General features: G+C 61.5%; 16 protein-coding genes. 10 read left to right on the top strand and 6 right to left on the bottom strand.

Annotated elements, in window-relative coordinates; genetic code table 11:
- Positions 1-15: 15 nt before the first annotated feature.
- The 3 genes from CSQ92_RS14285 to CSQ92_RS14275 form a co-directional block, all read right to left on the bottom strand.
- Positions 16-2,214, bottom strand: coding sequence for an OsmC domain/YcaO domain-containing protein (locus tag CSQ92_RS14285; RefSeq protein ID WP_099394413.1), 2,199 nt, complete (start codon positions 2,212-2,214; stop codon positions 16-18).
- A gap of 456 nt (positions 2,215-2,670) precedes the next feature.
- A complete protein-coding gene (locus tag CSQ92_RS14280; protein WP_099394412.1) occupies positions 2,671-5,073 on the bottom strand; it encodes a TonB-dependent receptor plug domain-containing protein in 2,403 nt (800 codons plus the stop codon).
- 177 nt (positions 5,074-5,250) lie between these two features.
- Positions 5,251-6,045, bottom strand: a complete 795-nt coding sequence (locus CSQ92_RS14275) for a PhzF family phenazine biosynthesis protein (protein WP_099394411.1) — start codon at positions 6,043-6,045, stop codon at positions 5,251-5,253.
- A 96-nt stretch (positions 6,046-6,141) separates the two neighbouring features.
- On the opposite strand from CSQ92_RS14275, the gene CSQ92_RS14270 reads away from it, so the two are divergent.
- Both CSQ92_RS14270 and CSQ92_RS14265 read left to right on the top strand, forming a co-directional pair.
- A complete protein-coding gene (locus tag CSQ92_RS14270) occupies positions 6,142-9,288 on the top strand; it encodes an error-prone DNA polymerase (protein ID WP_099394410.1) in 3,147 nt (1,048 codons plus the stop codon).
- A 39-nt stretch (positions 9,289-9,327) separates the two neighbouring features.
- Positions 9,328-9,801: a GNAT family N-acetyltransferase gene (locus CSQ92_RS14265; protein ID WP_071653369.1), complete on the top strand. Its 474-nt coding sequence runs from the start codon at positions 9,328-9,330 to the stop codon at positions 9,799-9,801.
- On the opposite strand, the gene CSQ92_RS14260 is transcribed toward CSQ92_RS14265, so the two are convergent.
- Complete coding sequence (locus CSQ92_RS14260) at positions 9,802-11,211, bottom strand: FAD-binding oxidoreductase (protein ID WP_373606036.1); 1,410 nt, start codon at positions 11,209-11,211, stop codon at positions 9,802-9,804.
- Positions 11,212-11,400: 189 nt separating this feature from the next.
- Here CSQ92_RS14260 and CSQ92_RS14255 point away from each other — a divergent pair, with 189 nt between their 5' ends.
- The 5 genes from CSQ92_RS14255 (at position 11,401) to CSQ92_RS14235 (ending at position 16,730) form a co-directional block, all read left to right on the top strand.
- Positions 11,401-12,318 carry a ChaN family lipoprotein gene (locus CSQ92_RS14255; protein ID WP_099394409.1) on the top strand — a complete coding sequence of 306 codons (918 nt, stop codon included), beginning with the start codon at positions 11,401-11,403 and terminating at the stop codon, positions 12,316-12,318.
- A gap of 141 nt (positions 12,319-12,459) precedes the next feature.
- Positions 12,460-13,221 carry a tonB-system energizer ExbB gene (exbB, locus tag CSQ92_RS14250; RefSeq protein WP_099394408.1) on the top strand — a complete coding sequence of 254 codons (762 nt, stop codon included), beginning with the start codon at positions 12,460-12,462 and terminating at the stop codon, positions 13,219-13,221.
- A gap of 3 nt (positions 13,222-13,224) precedes the next feature.
- Positions 13,225-13,650 carry a TonB system transport protein ExbD gene (gene exbD, locus CSQ92_RS14245; RefSeq protein ID WP_099394407.1) on the top strand — a complete coding sequence of 142 codons (426 nt, stop codon included), beginning with the start codon at positions 13,225-13,227 and terminating at the stop codon, positions 13,648-13,650.
- Positions 13,647-14,420 (top strand): energy transducer TonB family protein, encoded by a 774-nt coding sequence (locus tag CSQ92_RS14240; protein ID WP_099394406.1) that lies wholly within the window; start codon positions 13,647-13,649, stop codon positions 14,418-14,420. The genes exbD and CSQ92_RS14240 overlap by 4 nt, the downstream gene beginning before the upstream one ends.
- A 51-nt stretch (positions 14,421-14,471) precedes the next feature.
- Positions 14,472-16,730 (top strand): TonB-dependent receptor domain-containing protein, encoded by a 2,259-nt coding sequence (locus tag CSQ92_RS14235; protein WP_099394405.1) that lies wholly within the window; start codon positions 14,472-14,474, stop codon positions 16,728-16,730.
- A gap of 68 nt (positions 16,731-16,798) precedes the next feature.
- On the opposite strand, the gene CSQ92_RS14230 is transcribed toward CSQ92_RS14235, so the two are convergent.
- Positions 16,799-17,206, bottom strand: coding sequence for a PRC-barrel domain-containing protein (locus CSQ92_RS14230; RefSeq protein WP_035821190.1), 408 nt, complete (start codon positions 17,204-17,206; stop codon positions 16,799-16,801).
- Positions 17,207-17,452: 246 nt separating this feature from the next.
- Here CSQ92_RS14230 and CSQ92_RS14225 point away from each other — a divergent pair, with 246 nt between their 5' ends.
- From CSQ92_RS14225 to ftsB, 3 genes are all read left to right on the top strand, one after another.
- Positions 17,453-19,105 carry a CTP synthase gene (locus tag CSQ92_RS14225; RefSeq protein WP_034783327.1) on the top strand — a complete coding sequence of 551 codons (1,653 nt, stop codon included), beginning with the start codon at positions 17,453-17,455 and terminating at the stop codon, positions 19,103-19,105.
- Between the two features lie 141 nt (positions 19,106-19,246).
- Entirely contained in the window at positions 19,247-20,530 is a 1,284-nt protein-coding gene (eno, locus tag CSQ92_RS14220; protein WP_034750709.1) for a phosphopyruvate hydratase, read from the top strand.
- A gap of 62 nt (positions 20,531-20,592) precedes the next feature.
- The gene (ftsB, locus tag CSQ92_RS14215; protein ID WP_010400534.1) at positions 20,593-20,916 is read left to right on the top strand and encodes a cell division protein FtsB; all 324 of its coding nucleotides are present in this window, start codon (positions 20,593-20,595) and stop codon (positions 20,914-20,916) included.
- 325 nt (positions 20,917-21,241) lie between these two features.
- Here the strand turns inward: ftsB and CSQ92_RS14210 are convergent, their stop codons facing one another.
- The gene (locus CSQ92_RS14210; RefSeq protein ID WP_099394404.1) at positions 21,242-21,520 is read right to left on the bottom strand and encodes a hypothetical protein; all 279 of its coding nucleotides are present in this window, start codon (positions 21,518-21,520) and stop codon (positions 21,242-21,244) included.
- Between the last annotated feature and the right edge of the window lie 86 nt (positions 21,521-21,606).

The following is a 21,606-nucleotide window of genomic DNA, read 5'->3' as shown; positions in this document are numbered from 1 at the left end:
CCCCCGCTTGTCGTCCTAGCGGGCCGCCGCCTTGGCGCGCGCCGCGTGCAATTTCTTGAAGCTGTCGATCAGGCGCTGGTGCCGGTCGAGGCCTTCCAGTTGCATGCTGGTCGGGGTCAGGCCGAAGAAGCGCACGCTGCCGTCCACCGAGCCCAGCACCGCATCCATGCGGGTGTCGCCAAACATGCGGCGGAAATTGACGACGTAATCGTCCAGCTCCAGTTCGTCATCCAGTTCCACTTCCAGCACCACGTTCAAGGCTTGATAGAACAGTTTGCGCTCGAGCGTGTTGTCGTTGTACTGCAAGAAGGTTTCCACCAGCTCCTTCGCTTCCTCGAACTGCTGCAGGGCCAGATGAATCAGCAGCTTCAATTCCAGGGTCGTCAGCTGGCCCCACACCGTGTTTTCGTCGAACTCGATGCCGATGAGGGTGGCGATGTCGCCGTACTCGTCGAGCTCGCTGTTTTCCAGGTGGTCAAGCAAGTCTTCCAGGCTGGCATCGTCCAGGCCATGCAGGTTCAGGATGTCGGCGCGGAACAGCAGCGCCTTGTTGGTGTTGTCCCAGATCAAATCCTCGACCGGATATACCTCGGAATAACCGGGCACGAGGATACGGCAGGCCTTGGCGCCCAGCTGGTCATACTCGGCCGTGTACACTTCCTTGCCCATCCCGGCGAGGATGCCGAACAGGGTCGCCGCTTCCTCTGCATTCGAGTTCTCGCCGTGGCCGGAAAAATCCCACTCGACAAAATCGTAATCGGCCTTGGCGCTGAAGAAGCGCCACGAGACGATGCCGCTGGAATCGATGAAGTGTTCGACGAAGTTATTCGGCTCGGTGACGGCTTCGCTGGCAAACGTCGGTTGCGGCAAGTCGTTCAAGCCTTCAAAACTGCGGCCCTGCAGCAATTCCGTCAGGCTGCGCTCGAGCGCCACTTCCAGGCTCGGGTGCGCGCCGAACGAGGCAAACACGCCGCCCGTGCGCGGGTTCATCAGGGTGACGCACATCACCGGGTACACGCCGCCCAGCGACGCATCTTTGACCAGCACGGGGAAACCCTGTTCTTCCAGGCCGACGATGCCGGCCAGGATGCCCGGGTATTTCGCCAGCACTTCCTGCGGCACGTCGGGCAGGGCGATTTCGCCTTCGAGGATTTCGCGCTTGACGGCCCGCTCAAAAATTTCCGACAGACATTGCACCTGTGCTTCGACGAGGGTATTGCCGGCGCTCATGCCATTGCTGACGTACAGGTTTTCGATCAGGTTGGACGGGAAATACACGACCTCGCCATCGGACTGCCGCACATACGGCAGCGAGCAGATGCCGCGCTCGGCATTGCCGGAGTTGGTGTCGATCAGGTGCGAGCCGCGCAGCTCGCCATCGGCATCATAGATGTCGCGGCAGTAGGCATCGAGAATCTCCTTCGGCAGCGCATCCTTGCGGCCCGGCTTGAACCAGCGCTCGTTCGGGTAATGGACAAACTCCGCGTTGGCGATGTCGTTACCCCAGAACGATCCCGCGTAGAAATGGTTGTTGCTGAGGCGCTCGATATACTCGCCCAGGGCCGACGCCAGCGCGCTTTCCTTGGTCGCGCCCTTGCCATTGGTGAAACACATGGGCGAATGCGCATCGCGGATATGCAGCGACCATACATTCGGAATGATGTTGCGCCACGAGGCGATTTCAATCTTGATGCCCAGGCCCGCCAGCAGGCCCGACATATTGGCGATGGTCTGTTCCAGCGGCAAATCCTTGCCGACGATATAGGTATTCGCGCCTGGGGCGGGATTCAGGGCCAGCAAGGCCTGGGCGTCGGCGTCCAGGTTCTCTACCTCTTCAATCACGAATTCGGGACCCGTTTGCACCACTTTTTTTACCGTGCAACGGTCGATCGAGCGCAGGATGCCCTGGCGGTCCTTGGCCGAGATGTCGGCGGGCAACTCAACCTGGATCTTGAAAATCTGCTGGTAACGGTTTTCTGGATCGACAATATTGTTTTGCGACAAACGGATATTTTCCGTGGAAATATTGCGCGTATCGCAATACAACTTCACGAAGTAGGCCGCGCAGAGTGCCGATGATGCCAAAAAGTAATCGAACGGGCCTGGCGCCGAGCCATCGCCCTTGTAGCGGATGGGCTGGTCGGCGATGACCGTAAAATCGTCGAACTTGGCTTCGAGACGCAGCTTGTCGAGAAAGTTGACTTTAATTTCCATGAGGTAATCCAATACTGTGCTTATGAGTTAGCCGCTATTATCCGTGCTTTCCGCCGCAGGGCAAAGATTGTTCGCGGCGGCCGGGCTGGCGGGGAGCCGCCGGGGGCCGGAAAAGCGAACGTGTGCGAAAAACATGGGGCTGATGCCTTCTCCGTGCATGCGGGCGATCGTCCATCGGCGGTCACCGGTGCTTCCGTGATAATGCAGGAGTTTTTCGGATTGATAATTGGCTATCCTCCATGGGGGCTGTCAGCAGCCACTACTGGACGGTTGACAGCATCTGAATCTCCTGCCCGTTACCACTCCGTCACTTTCGCTTTGCCTAACTTGATGCAAGGATGAGCTGATGCAATTATCCAATCAAGCTCCTGCCATCTGACCATGCATTGATGCCGATATAAAAAAACAGCGGCTGCCCAAGCTGGCGCAGCCGCTGTTTTTATGCGGACACGGTGATCAGAACTTCACCCACAGCCGGCCGAAGTACGAAGCGCCGTTCAGGCCGAACTGCACGCTGTCGTATTTGAAGCCGTTATCCGTTTCGTCCGCGTTCTGCGTGGTGGGCTTGACGTTGAAGATGTTGTTGCCGCCAAAGGTCAGCTTGGTGTTCTTGCTGATGCTGTAGGTAAAGCTCAGGTCGGCGGACGTCTTGGCCTTGTAGCGGGCGTTCGGTACGCCTTCGGCCGTGCCGCTGAAGGTGCCCAGGGTTTGCGGGCCAAAGTAGATGATGCGCAAGTCCGATTCCAGCTTGCCCGTGATGTAGTCGAAGCCCAGGGTGGCTTTCGCGCGCGGGCCGCCCTGTTCGATGAACAGGCGTTCGCGTTCGGACAGCAGGACATCCTCGAAGCCCGTCAGCGAGGCGGGCGTCTTGACTTTCGTCACTTCCGTTTTGCTCAAATTCAAGGCCAGGAAGGTGTTCAGACGGTTGCCGGCCAGCTCGCCCTTGTGCGAGGCCGTCAAGTCGAGTCCGCGCGTGCGCGTGTCGACGGAGTTGACAAAAAATTGCGCTTCCGTCACGCCCAGGAGGGCCAGGCGCGCGGCCAGGTCCGGGTAGTTGTCGGCATTGAAGCGGCCCGACAGCACGATGCGGTCCTTGATCTTGATGTTGTACAAGTCGGCCGTCACGGAAATGGCTTGCGTCGGCGTCCAGGTGGTGCCCAGCGTAAAGCTGGTGGATTTTTCCTCTTTCAACTTGGGAATGCCGGCCGCGTTGGCGACGGCGCCGCCATTCGGCGCCAGCACCACGTCGGTGGCCACGCCGCTGACGAAGTCGGTAAAGGTGGACGAGAAATACACTTGCTGCAGCGATGGCGCGCGGAAACCCGTGCTGGCCGAGCCGCGCAGCAGCACATCCGGTGCCACTTTGTAACTGGCGGCCAGCTTGCCCGTCACGGTGGAACCGAAGTCGCTGAATTTTTCATAGCGCAAAGCCGCCTGGGTTTTCAGGCGTTCCGTCCAGTCCAGTTCCACGTCGCCATACGCGGCGATACTGTGGCGTTTGGCTTTCGTCACGTCGCTGGGCTGGAAGCCGGGAAAGCCCTGGCTGCGTCCATTGCCGCCCGTGCCCACGCCGTCGGCATCGATGTAGGAGCCCGGTTCGCCGGCCATGATCTTGTATTCCTCGCTGCGGTATTCGGCGCCGAAGGCCACGTTCATGCCGCGCATCACCGTATCGTAATAGCGGCTGAAATCGGCATTGCTGGTCAGTTGCTGGAACGAGAAGCCGCCCGCATCAAAGCTGCTGGGGCTGACGCCCTTGCCGCCGTTCATCAGGTCGAGGTTGGCGATCGATGCGTTCAGCGTGTTGCTGATGTCGTAGCGCATCTTGTTGTAGCCATAGGTCTGCGAAAAGTCAGCATGCCATTCGCCGATCTGGCTGCGGTGGCCGATGGTGGCGTACTGGTCGTCGATCTTGCCATTGATGAAAGGCACGAACCCGTCCGGGTACATGGCGGCCGAATTGCGCGCAGGGATGTCGTCGCTGCCGATGCCGCCCCGGCCGAACGCGGCGCTGGACGCGTCGCGCGTCTGCGCGCCGGCAGTGAAGTACAGCTTGCCCGCGCCGCTGGTGGCGTAGTCGCCATTGATATACAGGGTTTTGTTCTTGGACTTGGTGTCGCCGATGATGCGCATGCTGTCGGAATCGGCGCGGTTCGAGCGGCCCCGGTCCAGGTATTCGCCCGTGATGGCCAGGGTGCCCTTGTCGCCCAGCGCGATGCCGCAGTAGGCCGAGGTCATGTAATTTTTGCCGTCGCCTTCGGAATACTGGCTGTAGCCCGCCACGGCTTCGCAGCCCAGGCTTTTCTTGAGTTCGATGTCGATCACGCCGGCAATGGCGTCCGAACCGTACTGGGCGGCGGCGCCGTCGCGCAGCACTTGCACGTTTTTGATCGCCAGCAAAGGAATCGCATTCATGTCCGTACCCGTGTTGCCGCGGTTGCGCGCACCGAACAGGTTGACGAGGGCCGTCGTGTGGCGCCGCTTGCCGTTCACCAGCACGAGGGTCTGGTCCGAGCCGAGGCCGCGCAGGGCGGCCGAATCGATCAGGTCGGCCCCGTCGGCGCCCGTCTGGCGCGTGGAGTTGAACGAGGGCGAGATGTATTGCAGCGATTGCGCCAGATCAAACTGGCCGCCTTGCTCGGCCACCTTGGAAATGGGAATGATATCGACCGGCACCATGGTATCGGTAGCGGAACTGGCGACCCGGCGCGAACCGACCACGCTGACCGTTTGCACGGGACCGTCCGTGGCGGCCGCTTCCGTGCTCTGGGCCATGGCGGCGGGACTGAAGGCGGCCAGGGCGGCGCTGCCGTACAGGCTGATGAGGACTGCTTTACGCAAGGTGGTGAGGGTCGGCACGCAGTATCTCCAAGTGGCTGATGAGCAAGATTCGTGACTTGATTCTAGTGCCATCATTTCAGCATTCACCAGCGATACTTTGTTTTGTTATTACAAATTTGCTGTAACTGTTGTTTCCTGGTTGATTATCTTTTGGCCGCTGCCTGGCTTGCCTTGTGCTGGTGCGGCGCGCCCCATTCAGGTGCTGCGTTGCACCATGCCGCCCACCCAGATGGCCTGCGCGCTGTATTGCACCTCGATCAAACACGGCTGCTGCGTCACGTGGCCCTGGTGCAGACGCAGCGACTGTTGCAAATGCACCGCCAGCGCCCCCGCCGCCACGCCCGTGGCGCTGTCTTCCAGCGCCGGATCGAGGTGGTTGAAGTTGCGCCCCTCATACTCGTGCTCGCCCGTGCGGCAATACGCATAGCAGCCGCTGACCTGATGCAAGGCGCTCCAGTCGGCGATCAGTTCCAGGTTCGGCCGCAGCGCGCGCAGGGTGGTGCGGTCGGCCACTTCCAGCAGCAGCTTCGGACTGCCGACGGAGGCGACCACGGGCGGCGACAGCAAGTGCATATGCTGGCCCATCAGCTCGGATGGCACATACTTTTCCACCGTGACGGCAGGCGCCGGCTGCGGCGCCAGGCCGATGAATAATCCCTCCGCGCGGCGCACCAGCTGCAAGGCTTGCCCGCGCATGGCGGTGCGTACCGTCAGGGTTGCCGGCGCGCCAGGCGCCGTCAGCAGCACATGCGCGGCCGCCAGGGTGGCATGCAGGCACAGGGGGCTGCGCGTGTGCGGATAAAAATAGTCGAGAACGAGGCATCCCTCCGCGCCGTCCGCCTGCCGGTCGAGGAAGACGCAGGCGCTCACTTGCCGCTCCTGGGCGAATTGCTGGCGAGCCGTTTCGCTGCCGTGGTCGTTTTCCACGACCAGTGCCGCATTGCCGCCACCTGGTGCGGCGCCGAAACATTTCAAGAGATGGACGATCATGGCGGTCGATGTGGAGGTAAAACACCAGCATAAACGATAAGCCCGATTCCAGATAAGTATAATATACTGTGTTTATATACAGTATTGAGGTGGATCATGTGGGGCGCAGTCTTACCCGAGTATGCTGAGTTGTACTGCCTGAGCAATTTCAGCTTCCTGCATGGGGCCTCGCATGCGGAAGAGCTGGTGGCGCGCGCCGTCCAGCTCGGTTACAAGGGGCTGGCCATTACCGACGAGTGTTCGTTGGCGGGTGTCGTACGCGCCCATGCGGTGGCCAAGCGGGCCGATTTTCCCCTGATTATCGGGGCACATTTTCACTTGACGCAGTCCGACGGCAGTCCGGCCCTGTCCTTGCTGGCGCTGGTGCAAGACATCGACGGTTACGGCAACTTGTCTGAACTGATCACCATGGCGCGCACGCGGGCGGCCAAGGGGCGCTATTTGCTGACGCCCGATGATTTCGCCGCGCCATCGCCAGAGTTTGCCCATTTGCGGGGGCTGCCCGGCTGTCTGATGATCTTGCTGCCCAGCTATCCGGCCCAGCCCGAGGCGCTGTGCGCGCAGGGGGCGTGGATGGCGGCTACCTTTGGCAGCGAGCGCAGCTGGATAGGCTTGAACCTGCTGCAGCGGGCGCAGGATGACGCGCACCGCAGCGCCGTGCAGGAGGCGGCGCAAGCGCTGGGCTTGTCCGTGGTGGCCGTCGGCCACGTGTGCATGCACGTGCGTTCGCGCAAGCCCTTGCTCGACACGCTGTGCGCGATCCGCGTGGGCAAGCCCGTGGGCGAGTGCGGCTATGCGCTGGCGCAAAACGCGGAGCAGCATCTGCGCGCGCGCTTGCGCCTGGCCAATGTGTATCCGCCGCAGGCGCTGGCGCAAACCCTGCGCATCGCGGAGCTGTGCACATTCTCGCTCGACAGCCTGTGCTATGACTATCCAATCGAGCTGGTGCCGCACGGCCACACGCCGGCGACGTATCTGCGCGAAGAAACGTATGCGGGCGCGCGTATCCGCTTTCCGCTGGGCATTCCGGCGAACGTGCAGGAGCAGGTCGAGCAGGAGCTGGAACTGATCGCGGAGCTGTCGTATGAAGCCTACTTTTTGACCGTGTACGACATCGTGCGCTTTGCCCGCTCGCAAAACATCCTGTGCCAGGGCAGGGGCTCGGCCGCCAATTCGGCCGTCTGCTATTGCTTGCACATCACGGAAGTGGACCCGGCGCGCGGCAACTCGCTGGTCGGGCGTTTCATGTCGCGCGAGCGCAACGAGCCGCCCGATATCGACGTCGATTTCGAGCACCAGCGGCGCGAAGAAGTGATTCAATATATCTATGGCAAATATGGCCGCGAGCGGGCCGCGCTGGCGGCCGTGGTGATCAGCTACCGGCCCAGGAGCGCCTTGCGCGACACCGGCCGGGCGCTGGGGATCGACCTGGCCATCGTGGAAAAAGTGGCCAAGGCGCATCGCTGGTTCGATGGCAAGCGCGATCTGCTCGAGCGCCTGGCCGAATGCGGACTCGACCCGGAAGCGGCATTGTCGCAGCAGTGGGCTGGCCTGGCGCAGCAGTTGCTGGGCTTTCCTCGTCATTTGTCGCAGCATCCGGGCGGCTTTGTCATTGCTCAGGGCAAGTTGTCGCGTCTGGTGCCGATTGAAAACGCGGCCATGGCCGAACGCAGCGTCATCGAGTGGGACAAGAATGACCTCGAGGAGCTGGGCTTGATGAAGGTCGACGTGCTGGCGCTGGGCATGCTGTCGGCCCTGCGCCGTGCGCTGGAACTGGTGGGGGCGCGGCGCGGCGAGGAATTCCGCCTGCAGGATATTCCCGCAGAAGACCCCGTCACCTATGACATGATGTGCGAGGCGGACACCATCGGCGTGTTCCAGATCGAGTCGCGCGCCCAGATGAGCATGCTGCCGCGCCTGCGTCCCCGGGAATTCTACGACCTCGTCATCGAGGTGGCGCTGGTGCGCCCCGGCCCCATCCAGGGCGGCATGGTGCATCCGTATCTGCAGCGGCGCCAGAAAAAGGAGCCAATCGATTATCCGAAGGGCCTGGAAAAGGCGCTGGGACGCACCCTGGGCATCCCGATCTTCCAGGAGCAGGTAATGCAGGTGGCCATCATCGCGGCCGATTTCACACCCGGCGAAGCGGACCAGTTGCGGCGCGCCATGGCGGCCTGGAAACGCAAGGGCGGCATGAACAATTACAAGAAACGCATCGTCGAAACGATGGTCAAAAATGATTACGATCGGACGTTTGCGGAAGCCATCTTCAGCCAGATCGAGGGCTTTGGCGAATACGGTTTTCCCGAATCGCACGCTGCCAGTTTCGCGCTGCTGACGTACGCCAGTTCCTGGCTGAAATGCCACGAACCGGCCGCCTTTCTGTGCGCCTTGCTCAACAGCCAGCCCATGGGCTTTTACAGTCCCTCGCAACTGGTGCAGGATGCGCGTCGGCATGGTGTGCAAGTGCTGCCCGTCGATGTGGCCATCAGCGGCTGGGAGGCGGAGCTGGAAGAGCAGGGGGGGCGGGGTGTCGCACCCGCCGTGCGCCTGGGCTTGAACAGCCTGTTCGGCATGCGCGCGGAAGCGGCCTGGCGCATCGAGGATGCGCGCGCCATCGCTGCCTTTCTTGATGTGGCCGACCTGGCCCTCCGTGGCGGCCTGGACCGTCATGATTTGCAGGTGCTCGCTGCCGGCAACGCGCTGCACGCGCTGGCCGGGCACCGGCGCGCGGCGCTGTGGCAGGCGGCCGGCGCCGTGCCCGACAGGGATTTGCTGCGCGCCACCTCACAAGAGGAAGACTTGCCCGTGCTGGCCGCGCCGACGGAAGGCGAGAGCATCGTCAGCGATTACCGCGCGCAAGGCCTGACCCTGGGCCGCCACCCGCTGGCGCTGCTGCGCAGGCAATTGCTGGAACAGCGTTTCCTGCCCGCGTCCACCTTGATGACTTACACGAGCGGACAGCTGGCGCGCGCCTGCGGCATCGTCACCGTGCGCCAGCGGCCGGGCACGGCCAAGGGCGTCATCTTCATGACCCTGGAAGACGAGACGGGCACGGTCAACGTCATCGTCTGGCCCGACCTGGTGGAAAGCCAGCGGCGCGAAGTGCTGAGTGCGCCGCTGCTGGGCGTGTACGGCGTGTGGCAGCGCGAAGGCATCGTGCGCAACCTGGTGGCCAAGCGCCTGGTCGACATGTCGCATTTGCTGGGACGCTTGCGGACCAGCAGCCGCGATTTCTGTTGAGAGTTGCCGGCGGGGAGGAGGCCATGGCATTATTTGAAGATGACAACCTTGCCCGAACCGACACTGCGTCCCGCCCTGGTCGCCGACGCGCCCGCCATCGTCGCCCTGATCGACGACCTGATGCCCTTTTTGACCCTGCACCCGGATGGCGCGGGGGCGGAAAAATTCATCGAACATTGCCGCCAGCCGGCCATCGAAGGCTATCTGTCGCAGACTCGCTATGCCTACCAGCTCGCGCATATCGACGGTGCACTGGCCGGTGTGGTGGCCATGCGCGACAACACGCATCTGTTCCACATGTTCGTGCCGCGCGCCTGGCACCGGCGCGGCATGGCGCGCCGCCTGTGGCAGGCAGCCCGCGATGCGTCGCTGGCCAAAGGCGATGTGACGGCGTTTACCGTCAATTCCTCCCTGTACGCCTTGCCCCTGTACACAAGCCTGGGCTTTGTCGCCACGGGGCCGAAGGTGGAGGAGGGCGGTATCGCTTTCGTGCCGATGCGCATGGCAGTATAGTTACCAGCGCACGATCTTCCCCGGATTCATGATGTTCTTCGGATCCAGCGCGTGCTTGAGGGCGCGCATGGTGTCGATCGCGCCTGCACCATGTTCTTCCACGAGGAAGGCCATCTTGTGCATGCCCACGCCGTGCTCGCCCGTGCAGGTGCCGTCCATGCCGATGGCGCGCGTGACCATGTCGCTGTTGACCTTTTCCGCGCGCGCGATGTCGGCCGGGTCATCGGGATTGACCAGCATCTGCACGTGGAAGTTGCCGTCGCCCACGTGGCCGATGATGGCGTAGACCAGGCCCTGCGCTTCGCAATCGGCCTTGGTAGCCAGGATGCATTCGGCCAGGCGCGAAATCGGCACGCAGCAATCGGTGGAAATGGCGCGGCTGCCGGGGCGCAGTTGCAGCAGGGCGAAATACGCATTGTGACGCGCGGCCCACAGGCGCGAGCGGTCTTCGGGACGGCTGGCCCACTCGAAATCGCTGGCGCCATGCTCCGCCGTAATGGCTTGCACCAGCTGCGCCTGCTCGGCCACGCTGGCTGGCGTGCCGTGAAATTCAAACAGTAATAATGGCTTTTCCGGCAGCGCCATCTTGTCGTAGGCATTGATGGCTTTCACGCCATTTTCATCGAGAAACTCGACCCGCGCCACGGGAATACCCATCTGGATGGTCTGGATCACGGCGCTGACGGCTTCGCCCGTGCCGGGGAACGAGCACACGGCGGCCGAGATGGCTTCCGGCAGCGGATACAGTTTCACGGTCACTTCCGTGATGATGCCCAGGGTGCCCTCGCTGCCGACGAACAGGCGCGTCAGGTCGTAGCCGGCCGACGATTTTTTCGCCCTGGTCCCCGTCTTGATGATGCGGCCATCGGCCGTCACCACCGTCAGGGCCAGCACGTTTTCGCGCATGGTGCCGTAGCGCACGGCGTTCGTGCCCGAGGCGCGCGTGGCGGCCATGCCGCCCAGCGACGCATTGGCGCCCGGGTCGATGGGGAAGAACAGGCCCGTGTCGCGGATTTCCTCGTTCAGCTGTTTGCGCGTCACGCCCGCCTGCACGGTGGCCGTCAAGTCTTCGCCATGCACCGCCACCATCTGGTGCATTTGCGACAGATCAATCGTCACGCCGCCATGCAGGGCCAGCACGTGGCCTTCGAGCGAAGTGCCGCTGCCGTAGGCGATGATGGGCACGTCGTGCGCGCTGCACAGCTTGACGGCAGCCGCCACTTCCTCGGTGGAATGGGCGAAGATGACGGCGTCCGGCAGCATGGGAGGATAGCTCGACTCGTCGCGGCCATGGTGTTCGCGCATGGCTTGCGTCATGGAAAAGCGGTCGGCAAAGATCAGGGAAAGTACGGCAGCAAGGGATACGGGCAGCGGTTTTTTCAGTACCGCCAACTGGTCAGTTTGATTCACGCGAGTCCTCCGTTTTTTTTATTCTACTCCGCGCCCGGGGATTTCACCGAAGCAGCATATTGGTTTTTGCCAGTAGTAAAAAAATCTGTATGGTTCGCCATGCATTGGTTGTAAATGAGAATCATTTCTATTAAAATGCCCGCCAGTAGTTATTTTGCAATGCGTGCTTAGACCCGAAAGGCCATGCCCATGAAATTCTCCCTGTCCATCGCTGCCGTCCTGCCCGCCTGCGTGCTGGCCCTGAGCGCCTGCAGCAGTGTCGCCCCCGTAACTGGTGCGGCCACCGGCGGCGCCGCGACGTCCGCCGCGCAGGATGTGCGCCAGTTGGGCGAGATCGTCGACTTGCGCAGCGGCCAGCGCGTCACTGCCGAGCAACTGCTGGCCCAGCTGGCCGCCGCGCCGAGGATCATCGTGGGCGAACAGCATGACCAGCTCAGCCATCATCAGATCGAGCAATGGCTGTTGCAGCAGTTGCAGGGCCGGCGCCCGCAAGGCAGCGTGCTGCTGGAAATGCTGAACCCGGACCAGCAAGCCAAGGTGGACAAGGTCAAGCCGTGGCTGCAGACGGATCCCGTCGTGCGCCCCGAGCACGTGGCCGAGCTGCTGGCCTGGCAGCCTAGCTGGAAGTGGGAACAGTATGGCGACCTGGTCATGACCGTGATGCGCGCGCCGTATCCCGTCTGGTCGGCCAACCTGGACCGCAGCGAGATCAAGCAAATGTTTGTCGACAAGCCGGCCGTGCAGGGCAAGCACTCGAACCTGGCCAACGATGGCAAGGTGCATGCCAAGCTGAAAGATATCATCCGCGTCATGCATGACAACCAGATCGACGAACCGCGCCTGGCCGCCATGCTGTCGGTGCAGCAGCAGCGCGACCGCCGCATGGCCGAGCGCCTGTTGGCCGCGCCCGCGCCGGCCGTGCTGATCGCCGGCGCCTACCATGCGCACAAGGACCTGGGCGTGCCGCTGCACGTGCAGGACTTGACGGGCGGACCTGCGCCGCTGGTGCTGGTCCTGGCGCAGAAGGGCGCCACGGTGCTGGCGCCGCAGGCGGATTTCGTCTGGTTCACGCCGGTTGCCGCATCCGCCATCGCCAGCGCCAAGTAAGCCGTTTCACCTCCGCCGGGCGGTCAGCCCGGCATTCTCCCCCAGCAAGCTTCCCCGCAGCAGCCAGGTAGTCCGTCCGATTTTGTTGCATGCGCGTGCGCGCCGTTGGCGCAGCCATGCCTGTTACCTGTTGAAGCTCCCATGCGTATCCCCTTGTTCCGTATCAAAGCCGCCGCTGGCGGCATGTTTCTTTCCCTGTTCCATGCCACCGCGCAAGCGTCCGCCTTGCCGCACGATATGTCGCCGTTGGGCATGTTTTTCGCCGCCGACCAGGTTGTCAAAAGCGTGCTCATCGGCTTGCTGATTGCCGCGCTGGCCACCTGGGTGGTCTTGCTGGTGAAGGGCGCCAGTTTGCTGCAAGCCCGGCGCGCGGCGGCGCAAGCCGTCGCCATGCTGAAGACGGCCACCTCGCTGCCTGACGCGGCCGCCAAAGTGGAGGGGGCAGGCAGCACTTCGCTGGCGCAGCAGTTGCTCGACGATGTGCAGCAGGAACTGAATCTGTCGCACGCCAGCGCGCCGGCGGCGGCCCTGAAAGAGCGGGCCGGCTTTCGCCAGGAACAGTTCATTGCGCAGCAGGTGCGCGCCATGACGCAAGGCATCGGCCTGCTCGCCAGCATCGGCGCCGTGGCGCCGTTTGTCGGCCTGTTCGGCACCGTGTGGGGCATCATGAACAGCTTCATCGGCATCGCCGTCAGCCAGAGCACGAATCTGGCCACCGTCGCGCCCGGCATCGCGGAAGCCTTGCTGGCGACGGCGCTGGGCCTGGTGGCGGCGATTCCCGCCGTCGTCATCTATAACGTGCTCAGCCGTGGCATCAACCAGTACAAGGCGCAGTTGCGGGCCGCTTCCGCGCAAGTGCTGCTGATGCTGAGCCGCGACCTCGACACGCGCAAGCAGGCCTGAGCCATGGCCAGCCTCTTTCCTTCCCAGGACGACGACACGGCCGACATGCCTGAGTTGAGCGAGATCAATGTCACGCCCTTCATCGATGTGATGCTGGTGCTGTTGATCATCTTCATGGTGGTCTCGCCGCTGGCCACGGTCGACCTGAAAATCGACTTGCCGGCCGCCACGGCCAAGCCGGAACCGCGCCCCGAAAAGCCCCTGTTCGTGTCCCTGAAAGCGGACCACAGCCTGTATCTGGGCGAGTCGCCCGTGGCGCGCGAGCAGCTGGGCGGTTTGCTTGACGCCCAGACGGGCGGCGACCGCCAGCGCACCCTGTTTTTCCAGGCTGACAAGCAAGCGGCGTATGAGGATGTGCTGGGCGTGATGGATGCCCTGCGCCAGGCCGGTTATCTGAAAGTGGGCCTGGTCGGCCGGGAGGGTGGGTGAATCCGCGCCCTGTATTGAACTGGGGCATCGCCACGGCGCTGGTGGTAGCGGGCATGCTGGCGTTGCTGCTGTGGGCCGGCTGGCAGCCCGTCGCCGTGGCGCCCGCCAACCCGGCGGCCAGCGTGATGGTGGTATTTGCCGCACAGGCGATGTCGCCGGAAACACAGGTCGCGCATGCCGTGGGCGCGCGCCAGTCGGCTGCCTCCAGCTCGGCCCGGCCGCCAAGGAGCGCCATCCGGCAAGAGGCGCTGCCCGTGCTGGCGCGCGCCGCCGCGCCGGAGATCGTCGCGGCGGAAAAAGAGGAAAAGGCGGCTGCCAGCCCATCGACGGAGCCGGGCAAGGATGCCGCCAAGGAAGCTGCCGTGCCCGCGCAGGCCAGCAGCAGCGCCACGCCGGCACCGGCTGCCGTGCGCGGTCCGCAGGCGGCGCCGTTCAATAGCGACACGCCGTCAAGCAGCGCGGCGCCGGCCAGCTGGCAAAGCCGTGTGCTCGGCCATCTGGCCCACTTCAAGCGCTATCCGGGCGATGCGCGTCAGCGCAAGCGGGCTGGCGCCGCCTGGGTGCGCTTCCAGGTGGACCGCGAGGGCAAGCTGCTGGCCAGCGAACTGGTCACTTCATCGGGCACGGTGCTGCTCGACCGCGAAGCGCTGCAAGTGCTTGAGCGCGCGCAACCGTTGCCGGCGCCGCCCGACAACGTCCTGCACCAGGGCACGGTGACCGTCACCTTGCCCGTCTCGTTCAAGCTGGAGCCAGGACAGGACAAGGCATGAGGATGCCATCGCTTTTCATTCAAAAATCTATCCATAACAAATCGAGGGTGTATGCATATCAAGACAATGACGCAGGCCGTGGGCATCTGCATGGCTTTGCTCGCGCAGCAGGCATGGGCACAACAACTCCAAGACAGTGGCAAGGTGGAATTTCCACCATTGAATGTATCGGGTGAAACGGTGCCGGCGGAACAGCAGGCGCTGGAAAAACCGGGCGCCGTCAGTGCGCGCGGGCCGGACACGCGCTTGCAGCCCGTGGACCAGATCGTGCGCAGCATGCCGGGCACGTTTACCCAGATCGATCCGGCGCAGGGCGCCGTCAGCGTCAACATCCGCGGCTTGTCGGGCCTGGGGCGCGTCAACATGATGGTCGATGGCGTGAGTCAGAATTACTATGGCAGCGCACCCTCGTCCGTGTCGCACGGCGGCGTGCCCAGCAGTCAGTTCGGCGCCCTGATCGATCCGAATTTCATCATTGGCGTGGACGTGTCGCGCGGCAATGTCGTCGGCGGCGACGGCGTCAATGCGCTGGCCGGCAGCGCCAATTTCCGCACCATCGGTGTCGATGACGTCGTCTTTGCCGGGGAAAAAACGGGGGCGCGTACGAAGATGTGGACCGGCAATAACGGCGTGGGGCGCAGCGCCATGCTGGCCGTGGGCATGAAAAATCCGGCCTTCGACGGCGGCAGCGTGGGTTTCATGGCAGCCACCAGCGCGAGCGTGATCGGCAACAACTACAAGAATGCGAAGGGCGTCAACAGCGAGGAATTTGGTTTTGGCTACAACCGCTATTACAAGCAAAAACCCAAGTCGCAACTACTCAAGCTGGACCTCAAGTTGAGCGACTTCCATGCGCTGGAACTGTCGGCGCGCGATTACCGCAGCACGTTTACGCGCCGCGACATCCAGAGCGATGACTACTACGTAAAATATCACTACACGCCGTTTTCCGAGTTGATCGATCTCAATGTGGTGGCCAGCAGCAGTCGCGGCAAGCAGAAATACATGCCCGAGGCGCTGACCAATTTCATCAACACGAATGCGGCCAACCGCGCCGACGCCTTCGACATCAACAACACCAGCAGCTTCAGACTGGCCGGCGGCGATGCGCTGGTGACCATTGGCGGCAAGCTGATGCGTAATAAATACAGCAAGCACGTGGAAAGCCTCGTCGACGATCCGGACAACCCGGATGCGAACAAGCAATCGATTGAAAACAATACGTTCGGCCCCGAGGGCGTGCAAAAGATCAACAGCCTGTATGCGGGCCTGCAATACAACCGCGGCATTGTTCAAGTCAATGCGGGCCTCAACTACACGCACTTTGATTTGACGGGCCACAAGCCCGCCTGCGATTTGCGCGTGCAGTGCTTCCCGCAAGGGGCAAGCAATATTGCGCTCAAGGAGCATGGCATCAATCCCTCGCTGCTCGTTTCCGCGCAGGTGACGCCGTGGTTCCAGCCGTTTGCCAGCGCCGAGCGCACCATGCGCGGCCCGAATCCGCAGGAAGTGTTTTTCTCGAATGACGGCGGGGCGTCGATGAACCCCTTTCTGAAGGGAGAGAAAGCGACGACCTATCAGCTGGGCTTTAATTCCAGCCTGCATGGTTTGCTGAGCGCCAACGATGCGCTGAACTTCAAGGCCCTGTATTTCAAGAGCAAGATCGATGGCTATATCACCAGCCAATCCTTCCTCGTGTGCGATAACGGGCGCAAGTGCAATATATCGGAAGTGATCGCCACGGATTGGGAGACCGTCGATGCGTACATGACGAATATGTATATCTACATTAACTCGGCCACACCCGTGCATACGCGCGGCTGGGAACTGGAAGCGCAGTACCAGCTGGGTCCTGCCTATGCGCGCCTGTCGTACACGCGTGAAAAGACCAGCCAGCCCACCTCGATCGCCAGCGCGTGGTTTGGCGCGGCCGACATCAGCGAGCTGCCCAGCACGTATTACAACCTCGACGTGGGCACGCGCTTGCTGGACAACAAGCTGGAAGTGGGCGCCATCATCAAGCACACGGGATCGAACCGCCGCCTGTCGCCGGATAATGAAGCCGATGAAGCGACGGGCGAAGTGCTCAAGGCCGACAATCCTAAGATACCGGCCGTGATCGACCTGTATGCGAGTTACCAGGTCAGCAAGAACCTGTTCCTGCGCCTGTCCGTGCAGAACGCCATGAACAAGAATTACTCGGAAGCGCTGAACCGCTTGAACTCGATGCCGTCGCAGTCGAACGACAATACGCCGATGAGTACGGCGCGGGGCAGGACGTATGTGGCAGGGCTGGAATACCGTTTTTAACCAAACCCAAGTGCAAATACTGGGGTCGTACCCTCAGGGTACGACCCCGGCCCTCCGCTTCGGGTTAATTAATACTCGCGCGGCGTGGTGCCGTAGTAGCTGTGAATCGAGTTCACCCATGTGGTATCGGCCATGTTCGGCCAGTTATCCGTATCGAAGCCGGGCGCGTTTTCGATGCGCTCCTTGTCGACGTTGAGGGTGAAGCGCTTGTTGACGGTGTCGAGCAGCAGCGCTTCCCACGGCACGGCGAACAGCTTTTCGCCGATGGTGAAGACGCCGCCGTGCGACATGACGGCGTAGGCGATTTTGCCGCTGCGCATGTCGATCATGATTTCCTTGATTTCGCCCAGATGTTCATCCTTGGCGTTGTGTACATGGTCGCCGATCAGGGTGTCTGCACCCATCAGTTCAGGGCCGGGGCCTTTGTGGCCGCGGTTGACATACATGCCGTAGGCGTCGCGTTCTTCGTAGCTCATGATGTACCTCCGTTGAAAAATTCCAGTCTGGACGTATGCCGTGGCAGGGTCTGTTCGGTCTCCCACACAAAATATGGAATTGGAAATATTTCAATTATTGTTATTGGGTAATTTTGTTGCGCGTAGACAGCAGGAGGGGGAGGGATAGTCGTCATTTGGCGCAAATTTCCGCGCGCGGGGAGCGACGCAGGCGGGCTTTAGTGTATAATTTCAATTTCCCGCACGTGCCGTTCGGCACCATCTGCAATGACCAAATTTGTCTTCGTCACTGGTGGCGTTGTGTCTTCCCTTGGAAAAGGGATTGCCGCCGCCTCCCTCGCCGCGATCCTCGAATCGCGCGGCCTTAAAGTCACCATGCTCAAGCTCGACCCGTATATCAACGTCGATCCTGGCACGATGAGCCCTATGCAGCACGGTGAAGTATTCGTCACCGATGACGGGGCCGAAACCGACCTCGACCTCGGTCACTACGAGCGCTTCATCTCCACCCGCATGAAAAAGGTGAATAACTTCACCACTGGCCAGATCTATGAATCGGTGATCCGCAAGGAACGCCGGGGCGAATATCTGGGCAAGACCGTGCAGGTGATTCCGCATATCACCAATGAAATCCAGGATTACATCCGCCGTGGCGCCGAAGGCTACGACGTGGCCCTGTGCGAAATCGGCGGCACCGTCGGCGATATCGAATCGCTGCCATTCCTGGAAGCGGCGCGTCAGCTGAGCCTGCGCGCCGGCCGCAAGAACACGGCTTTCGTCCACCTGACCCTGGTGCCTTACATCGCCTCGGCCGGTGAACTGAAAACCAAGCCGACCCAGCACTCGGTGCAAAAGCTGCGCGAAATCGGCATCTTGCCAAACGCGCTGCTGTGCCGCGCCGACCGCGCCATCCCGGAAGACGAGCGCGCGAAAATCTCGCTGTTCTCGAACATCGAGGAAGACGCCGTCATTTCCGTGTGGGACGTCGACACCATCTACAAAGTGCCGCAAATGCTGCACGACCAGGGCCTCGACAAGATCATCTGCGACGCGCTGGACCTCGATCCGGCACCGGCCGACCTGTCGATCTGGAGCAAGCTGATCTACACGATGGAGCACCCGAAGGCGGAAATCACCGTCGGCATGGTCGGCAAGTATGTGGAACTGACCGAGTCGTACAAGTCGCTGATCGAAGCGCTGCGCCACGCCGGCATCCACACGGAAAGCCGCGTCAACATCGAGTACATCGATTCGGAAGAAATCGAAACGACCGGTTGCGACAACCTGGGCAAGTACGATGCCATCCTGGTACCGGGCGGCTTCGGCAAGCGCGGCGTGGAAGGCAAGATCAAGGCGGCCCAGTTCGCCCGTGAAAACAAGATCCCTTACCTGGGCATCTGCCTGGGCATGCAAGTGGCCTTGATCGAATACGCGCGCAACAAGGCAGGCATGCCAAACGCGAATTCGACCGAGTTCGACCTTGATACGGATCAACCTGTCGTTGCACTGATCAATGAGTGGCAAAACCACGATGGTAAAGTCGAGTTGCGCGATGAAAACTCGGACCTGGGCGGTACCATGCGCCTGGGCGCGCAGACCTGCGCCGTCAATCCGGGCACCCTCGCCGCCGAGATCTACGGCAGCGTGGTGACCGAGCGTCACCGCCATCGCTACGAAGCCAATAATCACTACCTGGCCCGTGTCGAAGCGGCTGGCCTGATCGTGTCGGCCCGTACGCCGAGCGAAGATTTGTGCGAAATCATGGAATTGCCACGCACGGGTGAGAATGCCCACCCATGGTATATGGGCGTGCAATACCATCCTGAGTTCAAGTCGACGCCACGCACCGGCCATCCGTTGTTTACCTCGTTCATCAAGGCAGCGCTGGCGCACAAGGAAGCCAACGCCGTCGCTGAATAACGCCGGTCGATAGCGACAGTATTACCTGTAAGACAGCTCCCGGCCTGATAGTCTCCGCCGGGAGTTTCTTTGCCCACTTTGTGCAATTGCGCATCAGAACGCAGTGTGCAGCCCCTGTTACGCTTAACTTTGGAGAATGACATGAGTGCTATTGTTGATATTATCGGTCGCGAAATCCTGGACTCGCGCGGTAACCCGACCGTCGAATGCGATGTGTTGCTGGAATCGGGCGTGATGGGCCGTGCGGCCGTGCCGTCGGGTGCCTCGACCGGTTCGCGCGAAGCCGTGGAATTGCGCGATGGCGACGCCAAGCGCTACTTCGGCAAGGGCGTCCTGCAAGCATGCGAAAACATCAATACCGAAATCTCCGAAGCCATCATGGGCCTGGACGCCAATGAACAGGCTTTCCTGGACCGTACCCTGATCGACCTGGACGGCACGGAAAACAAATCGCGCCTGGGCGCCAACGCCATCCTGGCCGTCTCGATGGCTGTCGCCAAGGCTGCCGCTGAAGAAGCGGGCTTGCCGCTGTACCGCTATTTCGGCGGTTCGGGCGCCATGCAGATGCCAGTGCCGATGATGAACGTCATCAACGGCGGCGCACACGCCGACAACAACCTGGACATCCAGGAATTCATGATCATTCCCGTGGGCGCACCGTCGTTCAAGGAAGCCGTCCGCTACGGCGCGGAAGTATTCCACACGCTGAAAAAGATCCTGCACAAGAAGGGCCTGAACACCAACGTGGGCGACGAAGGCGGTTTCGCGCCATCGCTGGCCAACCATGAAGAAGCCATCAAGCTGATCATCCAGGCCATCGAAGAAGCGGGCTACGAGCCAGGCACGCAGATCGCCATCGGCCTCGATTGCGCCGCGTCCGAGTTCTACAAGAACGGCAAATATGAAATGGAAGGCGAAGGCCTGAGCCTGACGGCCACCGAATTCACCAACCTGCTGGCGACCTGGTGCGACAAGTACCCGATCATCTCGATCGAAGACGCGATGCATGAAGGCGACTGGGACGGCTGGGCGATCCTGACGGCGGAACTGGGCAAGAAAGTGCAACTGGTCGGCGACGACCTGTATGTCACCAACACCAAGATCCTGAAAGAAGGCATCTCGAAAGGTATCGCCAACTCGATCCTGATCAAGATCAACCAGATCGGCACCCTGACGGAAACCTTTGCCGCCATCGAAATGGCCAAGCGCGCCGGTTACACGGCCGTCATTTCGCACCGCTCGGGCGAAACGGAAGACTCGACCATCGCCGATATCGCCGTGGCCACCAACGCCCTGCAGATCAAGACCGGCTCGATGTCGCGTTCGGACCGCATGGCCAAGTACAACCAGCTGCTGCGTATCGAGGAAGACCTGGGCGACATCGCCAGCTACCCTGGCCGCGATGCGTTCTATAATCTGAAGTAAGCTGATGTAAAACCCACTGGCCGGCCGGAGATGTTCCGGCCGGTTTTTTAACTGAATGCCCCATGCGCCTGATTACGCTCGCCCTGGCAGCCCTGCTGCTGTTGATACAATTTCCCCTCTGGCTGGGTAAAGGCGGCTGGCTGCGTGTTGCCGACATGGAAGCCCAAGTGGCGGTGGCCAACAAGAAGAACGTGGAATTGAAGGCGCGAAACGCCAAGCTCGAATCCGAAGTGCGCGACCTGAAAGATGGCACGGGCGCCGTCGAGGAGCGTGCCCGCTATGAGCTGGGCATGGTCAAACAGAATGAGATTTTCGTGCAGATCGTGCGCAAGGGCCAGACCCCGCCACTGCTGGAAACGCCGGTGGACGCGGCTGCGCCACATTAAGACAGTACTAACTTCCCACTTGCCAGCCTGGACCGATTGCCAGGCTGACATATCACATGATTACCTTGTACTTATTACCTTGTACTGCTGCACATGCATGGCGCGGCGTGCTGCCGACTGATTAGAAACGGGCCTTGCCGGTCGTGATCAGGTAAAAATGGATGCCGGTGACCACGACGGCCACGGCGATCAATGCGGTTTCGAGAAACATCATAAAAATTCCTTGTTAATATTTAGTTAGCTTAAAAAACGTCCAGGGCCAGGCGTCAAGCCGAAGACAGTACGTCAGTACGGCGAGGCGCAGGCAACGCCGCCCTGGGAGTTTTTAGCCGCGCGACGCCAGGAAGCGCAGTTCTGCGGCCAGATTCGGCATCAGCTTTTCGTAGCGGTTCGCTTCCGAGTTCAGCAGGGCGAAATCGCGCTTGCTTGGGCGCACATAGCGCTGTTCTTCATCGGTGACGCTGCTGGCGATGACTTCCTTCTGCGCCAGTTCGCTGTATGGCTTGGAAGCGAGCAGGGCGCCCAGGAAGGCGCGCGTGGCGCGGCCCAGGTTGCTGAAGTAGTTATTGTTGTCGTTGCTGTAGGTGTTGGTAAAAGTGGACATATGCCCTCCATGAATGGTCTGTTGTTGCATTGCACAATAATGGAGTTTGCGATATGCGTCCAATTTCAAATTCCAATTTCAGAAAT

Origin of the sequence: Janthinobacterium sp. BJB446, assembly GCF_002735655.1 — a bacterium.
In the GTDB taxonomy this organism is placed as follows: Bacteria; Pseudomonadota; Gammaproteobacteria; order Burkholderiales; family Burkholderiaceae_D; genus Janthinobacterium; species Janthinobacterium lividum.
This window is presented reverse-complemented; position numbering and strand designations above follow the sequence as displayed.